The organism is Hydrocarboniphaga sp. (assembly GCF_028291725.1).
GTDB lineage: Bacteria > Pseudomonadota > Gammaproteobacteria > Nevskiales > Nevskiaceae > Hydrocarboniphaga.
The window spans coordinates 1-18,836 of sequence record NZ_JAQGNT010000071.1 but is presented as its reverse complement, the minus strand read 5'-3'; the positions used below and the strand labels follow the sequence as shown (position 1 = coordinate 18,836).

Genomic DNA, 18,836 nt, shown 5'->3' with positions numbered 1-18,836 from the left:
TTTTATTATTGTGGTAGTAGTCCGGACTATCCGCTCAAGCCGGTGGACGGAGCAAGCTCCGTCCACCTTTGGCGGTGAAGCCTACTTCTGCTCAGGCGTGCGGTAGTGAATCAGGTAAATCGCAGCCTGATTGTCTTCGGCGTGCGACGGCTCGGTTGCGCCGACACCGGCCACGTCGTATTCCAGATCGCAGATGTCGATCGAGTCGGCAGCGGTCTGAACGGTGGCTTGCAGCAGTTGAATGGTTTCGTGTTCCATGATGATGTTCTCAGGTGTGTATGAACCCCGGATTGGGGCACGCCAGAACATACAAGCTGTTGTTTTGTTTGTTATTTAATCCCAGGAAAGCGTCTTATCCAATTGCGCGATGGGCGAAGTCGGAGAACGGCATGGACATCAGGATGTGTCCTTCGATAGCGGACCGAGACGTTGGCAAAGCCGCTGACACTGACGCGGCCCGAGCAGCATCTCCCACTCTCGCTCGAGGAACTGCGCCAGCAGCTTGCCGCTCCAGAATCGGGCGTTCAGTCCCACCGCAGACGGCGGCTCCCGCAACAGCGCGGACAGCGCTCGCAGCTGATCGCGATCCAGCCGGCCCGGCCGCCCCGGACGCTGGCCCTCGATCAAGCCGGCAACGCCGTCCTGCTCGAATCGATGGACCCAGTACTGCACGCTCCGGACCGACTTGCCCAGGAGTCGTCCCACCTCGGAACAGCTCAGCCCCTGCGATACCAGCAACACGCCGTGAAGGCGGTGGTCGTACCGGGATACTGCGGACCGCCGTACCTCATCCTGCAACACCTGACGCATGCTCTCGGCACCCGCAATCGCCACTGCTTTCATCCCCGCCTCTGATCGATAGCCGCACAGGCAGGCATCAAAGAATAGGGGAGCTTCCTGCGCAATTATTTCTGACGCTTCGTCTGATTTATTTTTCGCGAGCCGGCGGAATCTGCGCAAAACCCGCCGGTGCCGGCCATGCACGCCGCGCTTGTCCGCGGCGCGGACTTATAATGCGCACCCCCCGCGCACCGCCCCCGCCGACCCCGCCACCGTGGGCGCCCGGCGAGCGCCCAGCCGCCGCGACCCTGCGAAAGCATCAGACCGACACGGACCATGGACAAAACCTTCGAAGCCGGCGCCACCGAATCACATTGGGCGGCGTTCTGGGAGCGCAGCGGCTGCTACACGCCCAGCGGAAGCGGCGAGCCTTACTCGATCATGATCCCGCCGCCGAACGTGACCGGCACCCTGCACATGGGCCACGCGTTCCAGCACACGGTGATGGACGCGCTGACGCGCTATCACCGCATGCGCGGCTACGACACGCTGTGGCAGCCAGGCACCGATCACGCCGGCATCGCCACCCAGATGGTGGTCGAGCGCAATCTGAAGCTGGCCGGCGAGCCGGCGCGGCAGGATCTGGGCCGCGACAAATTCCTGGAGAAAGTCTGGGAATGGAAGCGCTATTCCGGCGGCACCATCGAAGCGCAGATCCGGCGCATGGGCAGCTCGGTGGACTGGAGCCGCAATGCCTTCACGATGGACCCGGCCTATTCGACGGCCGTGGTCGAGCACTTCGTCAAGCTGCATGAAGACGGCCTGATCTACCGCGGCAAGCGCCTGGTCAACTGGGACCCGGTGCTGCAGACCGCGATCTCGGACCTGGAAGTGGTCAGCGAGGAGGAGAACGGCAAGCTCTGGCACTTCCGCTATCCGCTGGCCGACGGCAGCGGCAGCCTGACCGTCGCGACCACGCGCCCGGAGACGATGCTCGGCGACACTGCGGTGGCGGTGCATCCGGAAGACGAGCGCTACGCCGCGCTGATCGGCAAGACGATCAGGCTGCCGCTGACGGATCGCGAAATCCCGATCGTCGCCGACGACTACGTGGACCGCGAGTTCGGCTCCGGCGCGGTCAAGATCACACCGGCCCACGACTTCAACGACTACGCGCTGGGCCAGCGTCACCAGTTGCCGCTGATCAACGTGCTGACACCGACCGCGCACATCGTTGACGCCATGCCCGAGGCCTATCGCGGGCTGGATCGGTTCGTCGCGCGCAAGAAGATCGTCGCCGATTTCGACGCGCTCGGCTTGCTCGAAAAAGTCGAGGATCACAAGCTCAAGGTGCCGCGCGGCGATCGCAGCGGCGCCGTCGTCGAGCCCTACCTGACCGATCAGTGGTTCGTCGACCTGACGCGCAAGGATCTCGGCGACGGCCGCCCCGGCGGCTGGACTGCGATCATCAAGCCGGCGATCGAGGCCTTCACCGAAGGCCGCATCAAGTTCGTGCCGGAAAACTGGATCAATACCTACAACCAGTGGCTGACCAACATCCAGGACTGGTGCATCAGCCGGCAGCTGTGGTGGGGCCATCGCATTCCGGCCTGGTACGACGCGCAGGGCAGCGTCTTCGTCGGCCGCAGCGCCTACGACGCGTTTGTGCAGGCCACCGGCGCGCAGGGCGAATTCCAGCTGCTGAGCATGCTGAAAGTCGCGAGCACCGACAGCACGGAAGAAATCAACGAGAAACTGCGCAGCGCAGACGCGGACCGCTTCTGCCTGACCCAGGACAACGACGTCTTCGACACCTGGTTCTCGTCCGACATCTGGCCGATGGCGACTCTCGGCTGGCCCGAGAAAAGCGCAGCGCTGAACAAGTGGTACCCGAGCAGCGTGCTGGTCACCGGCTTCGACATCATCTTCTTCTGGGTCGCGCGCATGGTGATGATGGGGCGCTACTTCATGAACGGCGAAGTGCCGTTCCGCGAGGTCTACATCACCGGCCTGGTGCGTGACCCCGAAGGCAACAAGATGAGCAAGTCCAAGGGCAACGTGCTCGATCCGCTCGACGTGATCGACGGCATCACGCTCGAGGATCTGATCGCCAAGCGCACCACCGGGCTGATGAAGCCCGAGACCGCGCCGAAGATCGAGGCCAAGACGCGCAAGGATTATCCCAAAGGCATCGAAGCGGTCGGCACCGACGCGCTGCGCTTCACCTTCGCCGCGCTGGCGACGCAGGGCCGCGACGTGCGCTTCGACGCGGCGCGCGCCGCCGGCTACCGCAACTTCTGCAACAAGATCTGGAACGCCGCGCGCTATGTGCTGATCAGTTGCGAGGATCAGGACACCGGGCTCGACGCCAGTCTGCCGGTGGAGCTGTCGACTGCCGATCTGTGGATCGCCTCAAGGCTGCAGCGCCTGGAAACCGAAGTCGTCGAACACTTCCAGAACTACCGCTTCGACCTGCTCGCAACCGCGCTCTACCAGTTCATCTGGAACGAGTACTGCGACTGGTACCTGGAGTTGTCCAAGCCGGCGCTGCTGAACGGCGTTGATGCTGAGAAGCGCGGCACGCGGCGCACACTGGTGCGGGTGCTCGAAGCCTGGCTGCGGCTGCTGCATCCGATCATGCCGTTCATCACCGAGGACGTCTGGCAAAGAGTCGCGCCACTCGCGGGAGTCAGCGGCAACAGCATCATGCTGCAGCCGTATCCACAGCCGAATCCGGCGAAGATCAATGAATCCGCCGAAGCCGATATCGAATGGCTCAAGGCCTTCATTCTCGGCGTGCGCCAGATCCGCGGCGAAATGGATATTTCACCTGGCAAGGCCTTGCCGCTGCTGATCCAGAACCCGAGCACCGACGACACGGCACGCCTGCAGCGGCTGATCGGCAGCATCGAGTTCCTGGCGCGCGTGGAAGCGCCGCGCGTACTCGACCCCAGCGAGCAAGCACCGCAATCCGCAACCGCGCTGCTCGGCGCAATGAAATTGCTGGTGCCGATGGCCGGGCTGATCGACAAGGAGGCCGAACTCGCGCGCCTGACACGCCGGATCGCTGCGCTGGAAAGTGATCTGGCAAAGACCCAGGCACGAGTCGACAACCCGAACTTCGCCAAGGCGCCGCCGACCGTGCAACAACAGGCGCGCGATCTGCAGGCCAAACAGCTGCAGGATCTGGCTGCGCTGCGCGAGCAGTGCGAACGCATCGCGGCACTGTAACGCGAGTTCCATCATGCCGATCGTCATCGTCCTGCTCGGCTGGATCGCGCTCGAAGCCTGGCTGATCAGCCGGCTCACCGAACTCGTCGGTGGCGGCTGGGTGCTGGCCTGGCTTCTGGCCGCGGCGGTCGGCGGCGTGATGCTGATCCAGCGCCAGGGCGTGCGGACCATTAGCGAACTGCAGCGGGCGACGGCGCGCGGCGAACTGCCGGCGCCGATTCTGCTCGAAGGCCTGGTCGTGCTGATATCCGGCTTGCTGCTGATTCTGCCCGGTGTAATCTCGGACGTGGTCGCGCTGAGCCTGCTGCTGTTCGGCCTGCGCAAGCGCATGGCGCAGCGGCTCGGCGAAGGGCTGGCGAAGGCGCGGCCCGATCTGAAGCAGCCGGTTACGCTCGAAGGGGAGTTTCGCCGTACAGGCGATGCGCGCTCAGGTATCGACAAACACCGCTGATTGCGTAGGCGCCGGGCACGTCGGCAAAGGATTGCCGACCTACGCGTGTTTCAGATTGCCCGACTAAAGTCTCGGTACCGCCGATCCACCGGAGCGATCACGCACGACCATCAGTGCCGGCCCCTGCAGCTTACGACGCGCATTGCTGGCGCCGGCGGTCTCCACCGCCTCGAGGCAGCGCTCGAGCGTCATGCTGATGGCGGTCTGTGCGCGGATCATCTCGACCCGCGCCCAGGCCGCACGCTCACCTTCCAGCAGGAAACGCCGCACGTTGTCCAGCTTCGGATTGCTGGTGACCTGGATGTAGCGCCACAGGCTCGCCTGCGGGTAGATGTTGATGTTGCCGCGATAGTCCTGGTCGAGAATACTGGTCGCGGCGTCGAGCGGACCGTGCAGGCGCTTGATCGGCAAAGTGGCGCGCGCGAAGTTCAGCACGCTGGTGGCCTGCGAGCGCACCGTCGAATACGCATAGTCGCGCGCCGAGTTGCGCAGGCCGCGCGTGCCGGGCTCGCGCTCGGACACGAACGGCAGCACGTGCGGATTGGTCTGGCTGACGATGAAGTGGTTGACGTTGTGCAAGCGACGCAAGCGCAGCATCGGCAGGTCGGACTTCAGCGAGCCATCGTTCCAGCGCAGCAAGGGCATGTACGGCGTGCGGTTGCCGGCCTCGTCGCTGCTCATCAGCATCACCGGCGGGAACAGCACCGGCACCGCGCAGCTGGCGAGCACCGCTTCGCGCAGATACAGGTAGGGGAAGGTCAGGTAGTTCAGCAGCTTCGGCTGCTGATTGCTGCCGGCCGGCGACACGGTGATGTTGATCGCCCGGCCCGACAGCTTGTACGCCTCCTCGAACGTCAGGTCGCGGATGTTCTTCGCAATCGCACGGCGCAGCTGGGTCTGGTCCATCACCGAGCCGCGCCTGAGCATCTGGCGCAGCGGCAGCACGCGCCAGAAATGGTAGTACGCGTTCTGCGGATCGAGCAGCTCCTCGAGATCGTCGGCACGGCGGCTGCCGACCGTGGCGGCGACGATCGAGCCGGCGCTGGAGCCGGACATCACTTCCGGCAACACACCTTCGCGATACAGCGCACGCACGACACCGACATGAAACAGGCCCAGCGTCGCGCCGCCGGACAGCATCAGCGCGGAGCGGCCATAGCTCAGCGCCACGTCATGGAAAAATTTGTGTTTATCGGCCTGCGGAAATTCGGGCAGATCAGAGGCCGCGAGCTCGTTGAGCGCGTCGCAGACTTCGTGCACGTATTCGCCGATCAGTTTCTTGGTGCCGATGCGCGCGCAGCGATACAGCGCGGGGTTGCCGATGTTGCCGAGATTCCAGTGCAGGCCCTGGCGCAGATGATGCGCCAGCTTCAGCGTCTGCTTCTCCGCGCGGAACTGCCGGATCTGGCGCAGTCGGCTTCGGATCAGCCGCCAATCGTAGTGCTCGGAGGCTTCGTCGTCTTTCCATTCGTCAAGGCCGTCGAGACGATCAAGCTCGCCCGCGGCCTCGCTCCAGGTCTTGTAGTCCGCTGCGCGGTGCATCGTCTCAAGCACGGCGCGTACATCGTGATCCACTGAGTGTCCTCGCGGTTGGGCGGGCTGAATGGTTACCCATTTGACCCCTTGCCGCAATGCTCGTTTTGCTACTGATCGGCCCGCTGATACCGCTTAAGTCCCGCCTGAGTCAATTTCACTATTCATTTTCGTGTAGTGACGATGAACGGCGGCGACCAGAGCCTGGCCGGTCGGCTGTTATAGGCTTGGCGCTGGTGCAGGCTGCGAAACTATTCCGACTTCGACGAAGCTTCCATAGACAAGATCAACCAATATGCATGCCGTCATCCGACAGACACTCACTGCCCTCTCCAGCATCGTGCTCGGCAAGGACACGCAGCTGCGCCTCGCGCTGGCCTGCCTGCTGGCGCGCGGGCATCTGCTGGTCGAGGACATCCCCGGCGTCGGTAAAACCACGCTGGCTCTGGCATTGGCTCGCGTACTCGGCCTGCAGTTCCAGAGGCTGCAGTTCACCAGCGATCTGCTGCCGGCTGACATCATCGGCGTTTCGATTTACGACGCGGCGAGCATCTCGTTCCGCTTTCACGCCGGCCCGGTATTCACCCAGCTGCTGCTCGCCGACGAGATCAATCGCGCGAGTCCCAAGACCCAGTCCGCCTTGCTCGAGGCAATGGAAGAACGCCAGGTCAGTGCCGAAGGCGAAACGCGCGTGCTGCCACAGCCCTTCTTCGTGGTCGCCACGCAAAACCCGCATTCGCAGATCGGGGTTTTTCCGCTGCCGGAATCGCAGCTCGATCGATTTCTGATGCGCATCTCGATGGGCTATCCGAGCGCGGCCGCGGAACGCGCGCTGCTGATCGAGCCCGAGCGCCGCGACCTGCTGCAGGATCTGGCGCCGACGCTGCAGCCCGAAGCGCTGATCGAACTGCAGAACCAGGTGCGCCAGGTGCACACCGCGCCGGCGCTGATCGACTATCTGCTCGCGCTGCTGCGCTATACGCGCGAGCATCCGGCGCTGCGTCACGGCCTGTCGCCACGCGCGGGCCTGGCACTGGCCCATGCGGCGCAGGCCTGGGCGCTGGTCGACGGCCGGCGCGCCGCGCTGCCGGAAGACGTGCAGGCGGTGTTCGCCGCGGTTGCAGGACATCGGCTGATCGCCTCGGCCGATCGCGCCGGTAATGCCCCGAGCGCGGACGACGTGCTGCGCGCCGTCGCGATTCCCTGAGCCGACGCGCGCACGCATGAAACGGCGCTGGATCGGCTCACGCATCGATGCCTGGGTGCTGCGCCGCGTCAAGCGACAGCAGGTCGCCGTGGTGCCGCGCACTCGCGTCTACATCCTGCCGACGCGCTTCGGCTACGGCTTTGCACTGATGACCCTGGTCATGCTGCTCGGCGCGACCAATTACTCCAACAGCATGGCCTTCGCTCTGAGCTTCCTGCTCGGCGCGCTTGGCCTGGTGTGCATGCATCACACGCACGCCAACCTGGTGAACGTGCAGCTGCGCGGCGCTCATGTCGATCCGGTTTACGCAGGCGAGACTCTGCAGTTCGAACTGCTGATCGCCAATCCGTCGAAGCGCATCCGTCACGATCTGCAGATCGGCTGGCCGAGGCTCAAGCCGAGCAGCAGCGGCGATGTCGGCGCCGGCTCGCAAACCAGTTTGAAACTCGCCGCCGCGACGAGCCGGCGCGGCTGGCACGACTGCGGTGTGTTCAGCCTCTCGACCGAATTCCCGCTCGGCCTGTTCCGCGCCTGGACCTGGATCGAGCTCGATCTGTTCGGCCTGGTCTATCCGCTGCCGATCGACGCAGGCGCGCGTCCCGAGCGCAGCGGCGGCGTCGGCGGTGAAGCCAGCGGCGGCGGTGACGGCCAGGAAGATTTCGCCGGCCTGCGCGCGTATCGCGCCGGCGATTCGCTGCGACTGGTGCACTGGAAAAGCCTGAGCAAGGCGCAGCCGCCGATGGTCAAGCAGTTCACCGACACCGCGTCGCCGGAACTGTGGCTGGACTGGCAGGCACTACCGCAACTCGATACCGAAGCACGTCTGTCGCAGCTCGCCCGCTGGGTGCTCGATGCGCAGGCCGCGCATGGGGTGTTCGGCCTGCGCCTGCCCGGTGCCGAGATCGCACCGTCATCGGGTGAAGAGCATATGCATGCCTGCCTGAGCGCGCTGGCCCTGTTCGGCTCGCGTTCGACTCCGCCTCGGCAATGAGCAAGCGCGCGGCCGCGGCCGCCGAACATCTGCCGCAGCGCAGCCTGCTGCGTCTGCTGGGCGTGATGCTGCTGGTGATCGTGCCGCATCTGCTGCGACTGCCGACCTGGGAAGCGGCACTGGTGCTGGCGATCAGCATCTGGCGCGCGGCCGCCGCGCTGCGCCACTGGCGCATGCCGCATCCGCTGATCAAGGTCGCGCTGACGCTCGCGGTTTTTGCGGGCGTATTCGCCACTTACGGCCGCGTCTGGGGCCAGAACGCCGGCGTCGCGCTGCTGGTGGTGATGCTGTCGCTGAAGCTCACCGAGCTGCGCGAACGCCGCGACGTGATGGTCACGGTATTCCTGCTGTATTTCCTGCTGGTCACGCATTTTCTGTACTCGCAGGAAATCTGGACGATCGCCTACCTGCTGATCTCGACGATCACGATCACCGCGGTGCTGATCGACGTGCACCACGATGGCGAAGCGCGGCCGGCAAGGATGGTGCTGCGCCTGGCCGGCACGCTGGTACTGCAATCCTTGCCGCTGATGCTGCTGATGTTCGTGCTGTTCCCGCGCCTGCCCGGCCCGCTATGGACGCTGCCCGACGACGCCGGGACATCACGCTCGGGCCTCGGCGACACGATGTCGCCGGGCGATATCAGCCATCTCGCGCTGTCCGACGAAATCGCGTTCCGCGTGCGCTTCATCGACCCGGCGCCGGCCGAGGCCGATCGCTACTGGCGCGGGCCGCTGCTGACCGACTTCGACGGCCTCACCTGGCGCGCATCGCAGAGGCTCGCACGCGCGCCGGTGCCGGAGGCACAGCTGCAGGGCCCGGCATTCCGCTACGAGATCACGCTGGAGCCGACCCGCCAGAACTGGCTGTTCGCGCTGGATCTGCCAGTCGCGACTCAGCTGCCCGAGCGCACGCGCCTGACCGCGGAATATCAGCTGGTCGCAACCGAGCCGGTGCGCGAGTTGCGCCGTTATGCTGTCGTATCGCAGCCGCGCTATCGGCTGCAGACGCAGTTGCCGGATGCGCTGCACGACGCCGCGCTGGCGCTGCCGCCGCGTGCCAATCCCCGTGCGCAGGCGCTGGCCAGGCAATGGCGCGCCGCTGCACGCAACGACATGGACGTGGTCCGCGCGGCGCTGACGCTGTTCCACAACGCCCCCTACGCCTACACGCTAGCTCCGCCCTCGCTGGGACGCAGCGACGCCGATCGCATCGATGCCTTCCTGTTCAACACGCGCAGCGGCTACTGCGAGCACTACGCAGGAGCTTTCACCTTCCTGATGCGCGCGGCGGGCATCCCGGCACGCGTCGTCACCGGCTACGCGGGCGGCCAGAAGAATCCGTTCGGCGACTGGTACGTGCTGCGCCAGGCCGATGCCCATGCCTGGAGCGAAGTCTGGGTCGCAGACCAGGGCTGGGTGCGAGTCGATCCAACCTCGGCGGTATCGCCGGACCGGGTCGACCGCAGCCTCAGCGAGGCACGCGCCTATCGCGACAACGCGCCCGCCCGTCTCGGCGAGCTCGACTGGTCGGCGCTGCGCTACCGCCTGGAATCCAGCTGGGACTGGATCGACGCGCGCTGGAACGGCATGGTGCTCGGCTACGGCACCGACCAGCAGCGTGAATTCCTGAGCCGCATCGGGCTCGGCGACTGGCAATCGATGCTGCTGGCGCTGACCGGCAGCATCACGCTGCTGCTGACGGTGCTCGGCGTGGCGCTGATGCGCCGCGCCGCGCCGGCACCGCTGGATGCGGCATTGCAGTCGTGGCAGCGCGGATTGCGGCCGCTGCAGAAGCTGGGGTTTCAGCAAAGACCGGATGAAGGCGCGCGCGATTTCGTGCAGCGCGTGTTGATCACGCGCCCCGATCTTGCCGAGCCTTTGCAGCGCTTGCTGACGGCCTATCTGCGCGTGCGCTACGAAAGCGATACGGCGGCGATGCAGGAGCTGGAGGCAGCCGCTCGAAACATCACTCGCCCCCCGTAGGTCGGCAATCCCGTTGCCGACGTGTGCCGTCGATGCGCAACCAAGGCCTCACGTCGGCAAAGGATTGCCGACCTACGGAAGTGATCTCGCCGGGTCCGGCACCCGCGACAGCAGCAGCATGCCGACGATGAAGAACAGCACCAGGATCAGGATAGCCAGCCGCGCATCGCCGGTGAGCAGCTTGGTCACACCGACCGCGATCGGCCCGAGCACCGCGGCGAACTTGCCGAGCATGTTGTAGAAGCCGAAGAATTCGCCGGACTTGTCCGCCGGGATCAGCCGCGCATAGTACGAGCGCGACAAGGCCTGCACGCCGCCCTGCACCAGGCCGATCGCCGCGGCCATGATGTAGAACTGCGCCACCGTCTGCAGCAGGTAGGCGTAAGCGGTCACGCCGATATACACCGACAGGGCGATATACAGAGCGCGCCTGGTGCCGATTTTCCCGGCAATGAAACCGAAGCCGATCGCAGCCGGGAAGCCGATGAACTGCACCATCAGCAGCGCTGCGATCAGGCTCGAGGACGGGAAGCCCAGCGTCAGTCCGTAGTCGACCGCCATGCGCACGATCGTGTCGACACCGTCGATGTACAGCCAGTACGCGAACAGGAACATCCACACCGGCTTGAGCTTGCTCAGTTCGTGGATCGTGCCGGCGAGCTGAGCGAAGCCGGAACGCAGATCGTCGAGCATGCCGTTATGGCCGAGGCGCGCTTCCGGCACCGCGCGGAACAGCGGAATCGCGAACACCGCCCACCAGATCGCGACCAGCATGAAGGACAGCTTGGTCGCGGCGGCCGCATCGGCCAGGCCGAACCACTGTGGCCTCAGCACCATCAGCACATTCAGCGCGAACAGGCCGCCGCCGCCGAGATAGCCGAGCCCGTAGCCGAGCGAAGAGACACGGTCCATCTCGTGGTCGCGCGCGACGTTGACGATCAGCGAGTCGTAGAAACTGGTGCCGGCCTGAAAACCAATCGAGCCCAGCGTGAACAGCAGCGTCGCGATCATCCACTGGCCCTGCCCGACCCAATAGAACGCCGCCGTACTGAGCACGCCGAGCGCCGTGAATACGGCGAGGAAGCGCTTCTTCAGCCCGCCGCGATCGGCCACGCTGCCGAGCAAAGGGGCGAGGACCACCACCGCCAGGCTCGATGCCGAGCTGGCGACGCCGAGCCAGAACGTGCGCGTGCCGGAGTCCAGGTTGTTCGCCCAGTACTGCTCGAAGAAGATCGGGAACAGACCGGCGACAACCGTCGTCGCGAACGCGCTGTTGCCCCAGTCGTACATCGCCCATGCGTATTGGCGACGTCGTTCCGGCGTCACCCGGAATCTCCGGCGGCGGAGCCGAGTGCAGGCTGCGGCCGGTTGATATCGCCGATATCGCCGATGTCCCGCGCCAGCACCAGTGCGTCCTCGGTGCCATCGACGGTGCGGTAGTAGTGCCGACGCCGGCCGACCAGATCGAAACCGTACGCCGCGTACAGCTTCAGCGCACCGGCATTCGACGGCCGCACTTCCAGATACATGCGCTCCATCTGCGCGGCGCGCGCCAACAGCAGCAAATGATCCAACAGCTGCCGCGCCAAGCCCTGGCGACGATGCGCCGGCGACACGCAGATGTTCAGGATCTGCGCCTCGCCAACCGCCATGCTCATCAGCGCGTAGCCCTGCAACACCTCGCCGTCCAGCAGCACCCAGCTCGAATAGCCGGTGTGCAGCGAGTCGCGGAAATTGGCCTCGGACCATGGGAACTCGTAGGCACGCCGCTCGATCGCCATCACCGCGGCCAGGTGCTCGGCGCCCATCGGCAGCAGACGCAGCGCCGGACTCATCCGGCCTCGGTCAGCAGTTGGTGAATGCGCTTCAGATCCTGCCAGCTCTTGGCTTTCTCGCGCGGGCTGCGCAGCAGGTAGGCCGGGTGATAGGTGATGAACACCGGCGTCTTGGTCGGGCCGTATTCGTGCAGCGGGCCGCGCAGACGCGACAGCGGCTCGTCGGTGTGCAGCAGGCGCTGCGCCGCGGTGCGGCCGAGGCCGACGATCAGCCTGGGCTTGATCAGCTCGATCTGGCGGTCGAGATACGGACGGCAGGCTTCGACCTCGTCGGCCTCCGGATCGCGATTGCCCGGCGGCCGGCATTTGACGACGTTGGCGATGTAGGTGTTGTCGGTGCGCGAGCGGCCGATCGCTTTCAGCATCTGGTCGAGCAGCTGGCCGGCGCGGCCGACGAAGGGCTCGCCCTGCGCGTCCTCGTCGGCACCGGGGCCTTCACCGACCACCAGCAGCGGCGCGTTCTCGGCGCCGACGCCGAACACCGTCTGCGTGCGCGTCGCGCACAGCTTGCAGCGCGGGCAGTCGCGGACCATCTCGCGCAGGCCGGCCCAGTCTTTCGGAATATCCACCGTGATCGCGACCGCCGGGGTCGACGCGATCGTGATGCTGGCGGCCGGCTGCGGCGACGCCGGCGGCCTGGCCCTGGGTCTGGGCATGATCTCGCGCGGTTCGTCGGCCGTCGCAGCAGCTGCGGCGAGAGCAGAAGAATCGGGGCGCGAAGTCCGGCCGGGCGCCGGTTGCGGCGCGAGCGCTTCGACAAGCGGCTCGGCCTCGGCCCCGACGGCGTCGCGCCGCACGAAGGTGTCGATGCCGAGGGCTTTCAGATACTGGCGGCGGCGGGCGGATTCCATGCCGGCGATTGTAATCGGTCGGCTCCTGGTCCCGCGCGGGCAGTCCGCGCTTTGCCCACCCCACAACCACTCGAAACAATCAACGCCGAGAACCGCGTGGGCAGATGACACCTGCCCACCCTACGCTCGCTGAGGCATCTCTCTCAGCCTCAAACAGCATCAGGGCGCGACCATCGTCACCGCCGCCAATGCCGTCGAACGAATCAGAGCGGCAGCGTAGCTTTATCGTGGTCTGTCACCGGTTTTCCTTCTTTGTTTTGACGCAACCATCCGTTTTTTCTGCCCCAGCTGTTTGCCCTGATTATTGGGTCGGCTCAAACATATGCACTAGGACAGATGTCCGATCATCGGGGAGAAACTGCTTTGTGAGAGCAACGTATCTGCCCACAGGGAGTTCAAATGAAAGCCGCTCGACGCTTGCATCCGAGCCCGGATACGCCGAATCGAAAACGACCATCGACGTAGATTCGGCCTCAACCGCCAGAACTTCGGCGGGGTCATCGAAGTGAAGTTCCGCTGCTGATTCGAGTACCTTTGTCACATCAACCCCGGGATCTCCATAAAACACGCGCACGATCCTAGGCAGCCGGCCCGGTGGGTGCCATATCATTGTCTCAAGCGGCATATCACCAAGTATCAAGGCATCCCGATTGCCGACGCTCACCTTGCCGAGATAATCGCGGACCCGACAAGCTCGCTCGTAGTCATTTGCACATTCGCGGTCGGGGCCTCGCGAGATGCTATTGCCCGTGACTCCAAGCCAAGAGTCCGCCAACTCAAGTTCTACACACACGAGTGGTCCGCCACCAGACTTGATCCACTTCATGGCACCGCTCTGCTTTCACGATCCCGGAAGCCATCGAATCCGCCCACCTTGTTCGTTACTACAGTCCTTGCATTGCGGGTAGTACCTCTGCGGTTTGCCTTCCGGATTGAGTTTAGTTGGATCTTGGTGGTCACCGATCCAGTTGCCGCTCTTCGTTCCAGGATCATTTGTACCGCACGTATGGCATCCATCTCGATTCCCGATCTCGTTAATTTTGTCTTGCTGTTCCTTTGTAGGCCTGGGACTAGGTCCTGCCGGCACCGAGTCACCAGTGTTTGCTCCGGGCCCCACGTTGCTCGGTACATTGCTACTTGCCCCATCTTGCATCTCATTATGCAGGCGAAGCAGTTCTTCCTCATTTTCAATTCCCGCTGTCCCAGGGTAAAGGGCCGCACCTATACCACCTATCAACGCGGCTACTGGCGCAGATACAGCGGCAGCGGCGGCGGCTCTTGCGGCTCCACCCAATACCCCGCCGCGTCAGAATACTTGTCGCCTCGATAGCACCTACCCTGCGGGCGGTTATTGAGGAACGACATGGCACGATACGGACAAGCATTCAAAGATAGAGCAGTGGCACGGTTGTTACCGCCAGAGAGCGCAGCGCTGGAAGTGGTGGGACGGGAGATTGGCATTGGGCCGGAGACATTGCAGCGTTGGCGTGATGATGTGAGAGCCCGTCCGGAGCGGGGGCGAGTGTGGAGCGCCGGTGCGCGGCTGGAGGCGGTGATCACGACAGCCGCGATGGCTGAATCGAGCAAGAGTGCATGGTGCCGCGAGCAGAGCTTGTATCCGGCTGATCTGGAGCGCTGGCGTGTCAGCGCGATGGCCGCATTGGCGACGCCCGAGGAAGCGCGAGCCAGCCCACTGGCGACGCGGCAGGATCGCAAGCGCATCAAGGAGCTGGAGCGCGAACTGCTGCGCAAGGACCGGGCGCTGGCGGAGACGGCGGCACTACTGGTGCTGTCAAAAAAAGTCGCGGCGATCTTCAATGCAAGAGAGGGCGAATGATCGTCCTGGAAGATCGCCGCAGTCTGGCTCGCGACATCGCAACGGCACACAGCACGGGAGCACGGCTGCGGATGGCCTGCGACATCGTCGGCATCGACGAGCGCACGCTGCAGCGCTGGAAGGCGCAGGACGGGCTCAACGCGGGTGATGGCCGCCCGCAGGCGCTGCGCCCGGCGCCGAGCCATGCCCTGAGCGCGGCCGAGCGTGACGCCCTGCTGGTGGTCGCCAACGAGCCCCGCTTTGCATCGGTGCCGCCGGCGCGCATCGTGCCGATGCTGGCCGACGAGGGCGTGTATCTGGCTAGCGAATCGAGCTTCGCCCGCGTGCTGCGGGCGAACGGTCAGAGCCGTCATCGCGGGCGTGCCAAAGCCCCAAAGGCTGGGCGTCCGCCGACGACACACATCGCCACCGGCCCCCGCCAGGTGTGGTGCTGGGACATGACGTATCTGCCCACCGCCGTGCTCGGCCGCTGGTGCTACCTGTACCTGATCCTCGATCTGTACAGCCGCAAGATCGTCGGCTGGGACGTGCAGGCGCGGGACCATGCGGACCATGCCGCGCACTTGGTGCGTCGTACCGCATTGGCCGAGGGCATTGCTGCGCTCACCGACAAGCCGGTGCTGCACGGCGACAACGGCGCCACGCTCAAGGCCACCACCGTGCTGGCGATGCTCGAATGGCTCGGCGTGAAACCGTCGTACTCGCGCCCTCGCGTGAGCGACGACAACGCCTATGCCGAATCGCTGTTTCGCACCGCCAAGTACCGGCCGGAGTTTCCGGCCAAGGGCTTCGCCGATCTCGATACGGCACGCGCCTGGGCGGGCGACTTCGTGCATCGGTACAACGATGAACATCGCCACAGCGGCATCCGCTACGTCACGCCAGCACAGCGTCACTGCGGTGACGATCACGCCATCCTCGCCGCCCGGCATACGCTCTACACCGAGGCCCGAGCACGCAACCCCGCGCGCTGGTCCGGCGATACCCGCAACTGGTCGCCGATCCTCAGCGTTACCCTCAACCCGGAACGCGACGACATCATCAACACCCATTTGAACGGCAGCCATACTTTGCCGTTAGCTGCATGACTCAGGCGACAAGTCGCTTGACGCGCGCCGATTTTTCACCTCGACGACAGTCTTGCCGTTGAGACTCAGATAGTCGGTCTTTTCGCCGCCCTTCTCGGAATAGAGCATCTGGCCATCGCGGGTGTACACCGTGTACTCCGTCACGCCGCCTTTGACGGTCTTGATGCGCTTGCCGTTGCCGTCGTATTGGTAGGTGGCGCCGCTGACGGCGGTGACCTGTCCCAGCGCATTCAGCGTGAAGGTCCTGATACCGTCGCTACTGATCTCAAGATAAGCCATCGCGAAAAATGGAAAGGCTTCACGGCGGCAGCGTAGTTTTATCGTTGTCTGTCACCGGTTTTCTCCGAGTTTTCCTATCCGCGTGATGCTGCCTGTTTAAGCCCCTCAACGTAGCTTGAAAGTTTATGGCGAGAAGCCGCGCGTAAAATCTCAGAATAGGCTTCAGCCTCCCACCCTGGAGGTGACTCCAGGGCTATGTGTCCTGGAAGATTGTGAAAAATATCCGATAACTGCTGCGAAAATGTTAGGCTATCGGTCTGGCGAATTTCGATAAGAGCTAAAGCCAGCATTCTGCATAGCACTTGCCGCGTGATTGAAATGGTATTCATTTTTGGCCAGTTAGTGGTCGTACTTAATATCCGGCAGTTGATCTACTGGTATCTGCATATCGTCAGGGAAGCCGCGTTTCTTTGCTTCATTCACACGCGTGTTACCGTCCCAAACTCGGTTTCCATTGCCTTTGACTGTTACCTTTGCACCGTTGGCCGGTCGAACCAATGCATCCTTTAGGTCTTTGTCGCTCAGCTTTCCGATTTTAGGGTCGTTTTCTCGATGTCCAGGATCGTGGATGGGTTCAAGGTCACCCAGAGATCTAGTCCCGCTGGTGATATCGTCGTTTGCATTCTGATTCTGCATCGCGTTTTGCAAATCGAGCAGTTCCTGCTCGTTATCAATTCCCGCTGTCCCAGGGTAAAGGGCCGCACCTATACCACCTATCAACGCGGCTACTGGCGCAGATACAGCGGCGGCGGCTCTTGCGGCTCCACCCAATACGCCACCTGTCGCACCACCTCCGCTGATCACTTTGGTATAACCGGCGCCAGCTACTCCCGCCGCTCCGGCTGCGCATATGAGCGAGCCGGTACACATTCCGGTCGGATCAGTAAACCGATACGGATTATTGTTGGCATCGCGCGATCCAGGAACAGAACGCCGTAGGGTTACCGCTTACACACCGCCGAGCCAGTGCGGCACCGGATGTTGAAAATGTCGTAGACGTAGTGGCCCTAGAGGCCGGTGAAGCTGGTGAAAGATTGCTGCGCATCAGCGCAAACTCCGACACCGGCCAATTGATCGCGTTGCTCGCAATCGACAGCCGCTTGTTGAAAAGCACCAACAAAAGCGATCAACGATCAGCGGATTTTGTATGCAGAATAAACTCAGAGAATTTTATCTGAAAAATAGGCGGGAAGAAACGCAACATTTCGCCGTGAAAATTGAATGTCAATTTTTCGGCGTCCAATATTGCGTCATTTCTAATTGAGTCAGAGGCGAATGGCACTTACTTAAGCTTTTTGGGATGACCATATCGGCGGATTTCTTCGCGAGCCTGGTTTCGATTTTTCGTTAGCAGAGGGAAGGGTTTAGGTCGTCGTTTGACGGCTCGTGGCTCGACTCTTCCGGGCCGATGACCGACTCGCAGCTGCGCAATCAGCCCCAGGAGTGAGTCGATTTGCGCCTCGCCGGGCGGCCCGCTGTGACTCCAGGCGAGCCAGAGCTGGACAGTGTGCTTGAAGCTGAGTTGGCGTGGCAGCACATCGGCATAGCAGGCCGAGCGCGCCATCAAGAGCCGGATCAGGTTGTACGCCAGCAGACCGACCAGAAGTTCCTTCTCATTCATCTGCGGTGTATTGCAGTGAAGGGTTTCCAAGCCCAAGGTCGTCTTGATGTTGCGCAAGTCCAGCTCGACATTCCAGCGTTGTCCATACAGATCGTCGAGTGCTTGCCGGGGCGCTTCGGTGTCCGACAAGATCGTCGTCACCAGCACCTTCGACCGGACCTTCACTTCGCGGATCGACTGCGTCTCTGGCAGCGCATCGTAGGATGCCTGCGGCAACCACTCGGGTCGACGCTTGGGCTTGTACCAGACGACGACATGATCCTTGGCTCCCAGTCGCTGGCCTTTGCGAAAATCGGTGATGCGCGTTGCATGCTGCTGGAACAAAACGTCCGCGCCTTGGGCGCGCAGCAAGGCGATCATGCAGTAGGCGCAATAGTAGCGATCCGCCAGGATCAGATCGCCCGCGGCGATGCGGCCCATCAGGGATTGAAACAGAGCGTGCTCGCTGCCGGTCTTGCCGGCGTACGCACCCATCGCGATATCCAGCACCGCGCCAGTGGCCATACACAGCAAGGCCACCAGCCGCGCAATCGGAAAGCCCAGGCCGGCTTTCTGATTGCGCTGTTGCGGGTAGCGCGCTTGATTCTCGGGTGTATCCGGCATCGTCACGGTGGTACCGTCCACGAGTTTGACCGGCCGGCCTTGCCACAACCAGGTCGCCGACGCCGATTCAGAAATCAATTGGCCGGTTCCCTGTACCAGCGACTGGATCATCATCAGCGGCAACCGCTGCCGGGCCTTGCAGTACGCGCCGGTGTGCGTGCTGCAAGCGCTCAAACCATTGGCGAGGCGTTCCACCGAATGCCGGTTGACCGCCTGCTGGCACGAGGCATCGGCGCTCAAGGTCTGGGCCATGAACAACGCCAAGGTTTCAGTGGGTGGATAGAGTCGCTCTCGATGCAGCGGCAACTGCTGATCCACCCGATCCAGCAGTTCGGGACTGGTCAGCAGGTTGAAGAAGTCGTACGAATGCAGCGAACGAGCGTGCCGACGAACTGGGCAGGGTTGAAGTCGGGGACGTCTGTGCGTACTGTGCATGAGGGGCTGGCGGCCAAAAAATGGCCGCTGTTCGGGTCGGACCAACAGTTTGCCCGGTCGCCAGCTTCTTTCATATGATCAATGGCTTGCGCTTAAGTAAGTGACATTC

Annotated in this window: 16 protein-coding genes; 6 read left to right on the top strand and 10 right to left on the bottom strand. The window is 63.6% G+C overall.

Features of this window, described 5'->3' with window-relative positions:
- Window positions 1–81: 81 nt before the first annotated feature.
- Complete coding sequence (locus JWQ90_RS19810) at window positions 82–258, bottom strand: hypothetical protein (protein ID WP_299696748.1); 177 nt, start codon at window positions 256–258, stop codon at window positions 82–84.
- Between the two features lie 138 nt (window positions 259–396).
- Window positions 397–843 (bottom strand): helix-turn-helix domain-containing protein, encoded by a 447-nt coding sequence (locus JWQ90_RS19805; protein WP_299696747.1) that lies wholly within the window; start codon window positions 841–843, stop codon window positions 397–399.
- Between the two features lie 273 nt (window positions 844–1,116).
- Between JWQ90_RS19805 and JWQ90_RS19800 the strand changes: the two genes are divergently transcribed.
- Window positions 1,117–4,011, top strand: coding sequence for a valine--tRNA ligase (locus JWQ90_RS19800; protein WP_299696746.1), 2,895 nt, complete (start codon window positions 1,117–1,119; stop codon window positions 4,009–4,011).
- 13 nt (window positions 4,012–4,024) lie between these two features.
- Entirely contained in the window at window positions 4,025–4,462 is a 438-nt protein-coding gene (locus JWQ90_RS19795) for an FxsA family protein (protein WP_299696745.1), read from the top strand.
- A 63-nt stretch (window positions 4,463–4,525) separates the two neighbouring features.
- Here JWQ90_RS19795 and JWQ90_RS19790 read toward each other — a convergent pair whose 3' ends face one another.
- On the bottom strand, window positions 4,526–6,037 hold the full coding sequence (locus JWQ90_RS19790; RefSeq protein ID WP_299696744.1) for a DUF3336 domain-containing protein: 1,512 nt from the start codon (window positions 6,035–6,037) through the stop codon (window positions 4,526–4,528).
- A 253-nt stretch (window positions 6,038–6,290) separates the two neighbouring features.
- Between JWQ90_RS19790 and JWQ90_RS19785 the strand changes: the two genes are divergently transcribed.
- Genes JWQ90_RS19785 through JWQ90_RS19775 form a run of 3 tightly spaced genes read left to right on the top strand, consistent with a single transcriptional unit; the run spans window position 6,291 to window position 10,178 of the window.
- Window positions 6,291–7,202, top strand: coding sequence for a MoxR family ATPase (locus JWQ90_RS19785; protein WP_299696743.1), 912 nt, complete (start codon window positions 6,291–6,293; stop codon window positions 7,200–7,202).
- A 16-nt stretch (window positions 7,203–7,218) separates the two neighbouring features.
- Window positions 7,219–8,193 carry a DUF58 domain-containing protein gene (locus JWQ90_RS19780; RefSeq protein WP_299696742.1) on the top strand — a complete coding sequence of 325 codons (975 nt, stop codon included), beginning with the start codon at window positions 7,219–7,221 and terminating at the stop codon, window positions 8,191–8,193.
- A complete protein-coding gene (locus JWQ90_RS19775) occupies window positions 8,190–10,178 on the top strand; it encodes a DUF3488 and transglutaminase-like domain-containing protein (RefSeq protein ID WP_299696741.1) in 1,989 nt (662 codons plus the stop codon). Before JWQ90_RS19780 ends, JWQ90_RS19775 begins: the two co-directional genes overlap by 4 nt.
- A gap of 72 nt (window positions 10,179–10,250) precedes the next feature.
- Here the strand turns inward: JWQ90_RS19775 and JWQ90_RS19770 are convergent, their stop codons facing one another.
- From JWQ90_RS19770 to JWQ90_RS19755, 4 genes are all read right to left on the bottom strand, one after another.
- Window positions 10,251–11,504 carry an MFS transporter gene (locus JWQ90_RS19770; RefSeq protein ID WP_299696740.1) on the bottom strand — a complete coding sequence of 418 codons (1,254 nt, stop codon included), beginning with the start codon at window positions 11,502–11,504 and terminating at the stop codon, window positions 10,251–10,253.
- The gene (gene rimI, locus JWQ90_RS19765; RefSeq protein ID WP_299696739.1) at window positions 11,501–12,013 is read right to left on the bottom strand and encodes a ribosomal protein S18-alanine N-acetyltransferase; all 513 of its coding nucleotides are present in this window, start codon (window positions 12,011–12,013) and stop codon (window positions 11,501–11,503) included. The genes JWQ90_RS19770 and rimI overlap by 4 nt, the downstream gene beginning before the upstream one ends.
- Window positions 12,010–12,864: a uracil-DNA glycosylase gene (locus JWQ90_RS19760; RefSeq protein ID WP_299696738.1), complete on the bottom strand. Its 855-nt coding sequence runs from the start codon at window positions 12,862–12,864 to the stop codon at window positions 12,010–12,012. Before JWQ90_RS19760 ends, rimI begins: the two co-directional genes overlap by 4 nt.
- Window positions 12,865–13,165: 301 nt before the next feature.
- On the bottom strand, window positions 13,166–13,690 hold the full coding sequence (locus JWQ90_RS19755) for an Imm21 family immunity protein (protein WP_299696737.1): 525 nt from the start codon (window positions 13,688–13,690) through the stop codon (window positions 13,166–13,168).
- Window positions 13,691–14,227: 537 nt separating this feature from the next.
- Between JWQ90_RS19755 and JWQ90_RS19750 the strand changes: the two genes are divergently transcribed.
- Window positions 14,228–15,789 (top strand): IS3 family transposase gene (locus JWQ90_RS19750; RefSeq protein WP_299696760.1). Its coding sequence is split into 2 segments (ribosomal slippage): window positions 14,228–14,666 and window positions 14,666–15,789, totalling 1,563 coding nucleotides; the frame shifts between segments, so codons are not numbered across the junction.
- Here the strand turns inward: JWQ90_RS19750 and JWQ90_RS19745 are convergent.
- From JWQ90_RS19745 to JWQ90_RS19735, 3 genes are all read right to left on the bottom strand, one after another.
- On the bottom strand, window positions 15,778–16,068 hold the full coding sequence (locus JWQ90_RS19745) for a hypothetical protein (protein ID WP_299696736.1): 291 nt from the start codon (window positions 16,066–16,068) through the stop codon (window positions 15,778–15,780). The genes JWQ90_RS19750 and JWQ90_RS19745 overlap by 12 nt on opposite strands.
- A 339-nt stretch (window positions 16,069–16,407) precedes the next feature.
- Window positions 16,408–16,872: a hypothetical protein gene (locus JWQ90_RS19740; RefSeq protein ID WP_299696735.1), complete on the bottom strand. Its 465-nt coding sequence runs from the start codon at window positions 16,870–16,872 to the stop codon at window positions 16,408–16,410.
- A gap of 478 nt (window positions 16,873–17,350) precedes the next feature.
- On the bottom strand, window positions 17,351–18,727 hold the full coding sequence (locus JWQ90_RS19735; RefSeq protein ID WP_299696734.1) for an IS4 family transposase: 1,377 nt from the start codon (window positions 18,725–18,727) through the stop codon (window positions 17,351–17,353).
- Between the last annotated feature and the right edge of the window lie 109 nt (window positions 18,728–18,836).